The following is an 881-nucleotide window of genomic DNA, read 5'->3' on the forward strand; positions in this document are numbered from 1 at the left end:
CAGTCCCTCTAAAAAATCGAAGTTATCTTTAATTATTCGGCAAACCGCAAGAAAAAAGCAGGTTCAACGAAATGGAAACAGTGGTTATACTTAGCGCCAAGTTTTTTGACTTGTCGAGCGCAAACTTTACGCAAGCCATGAGTTTTCAAAGCGAGCACTCAGCATCCAAAAGTGTAGACCTAAATGGCACATTTTCACGAGATGTTTTTAATCAGCCGCATCAAAAATGCAATAAACCGGATAAAAAGATCACTATGCCGAACCAGAACGACTCAGCACTGAATGACTTCGAAGAGTCTCTTGAGCAACTTGAGGCCATTGTTGAAAGAATGGAGAAAGGCGAGCTTTCTCTAGAACAATCGCTGGAGGCGTTCGAACAGGGCGTTAAATTAACACGTAACTGCCAACAAACTCTACGCAAAGCAGAACAACGCGTGAATGAACTTTTGGAAGAGAACGGCGAATTAAAGAAAGTACCCTTCAACTCTGAGGACGACCAGAGCCAGGCAGTATAAGACGATAAAAATGAACAAACCCGCGTTTTTCGACGTATATCGGGCTGAAATCGATACAGCTCTGTCTCGCTTTCTTGATCAAACGAGCACAAGCGATGCAAGGCTCACCAATGCTATGCGCTACAGTTTGCTGCTAGGCGGCAAACGCATTCGACCAATACTTTGTCTAGCCACCGCAAAAGCGTTAGGCACAGATTCTAACAAAGCACTGCATGCAGCCTGCTCATTGGAGTTCATCCATGCTTACTCGTTGGTTCATGACGATCTACCAGCCATGGACGATGACGCACTTCGCAGAGGACAGGCAACGTGCCATATCGCTTTTGATGAAGCAACAGCGATATTAACCGGTGATGCACTTCAAAC

2 protein-coding genes are annotated in these 881 nt (G+C 45.1%); both read left to right on the top strand.

Translation table 11 applies throughout. From position 1 onward, the window contains the following. The first annotated feature begins 254 nt into the window (after positions 1-254). Positions 255-515 carry an exodeoxyribonuclease VII small subunit gene (locus tag A3750_RS19500; RefSeq protein WP_068521545.1) on the top strand — a complete coding sequence of 87 codons (261 nt, stop codon included), beginning with the start codon at positions 255-257 and terminating at the stop codon, positions 513-515. 10 nt (positions 516-525) lie between these two features. Continuing rightward, the coding region (locus tag A3750_RS19505) for a polyprenyl synthetase family protein (protein ID WP_197475171.1) at positions 526-881 on the top strand (356 nt) is incomplete at its 3' end.

Source organism: Oleiphilus sp. HI0079, assembly GCF_001635105.1.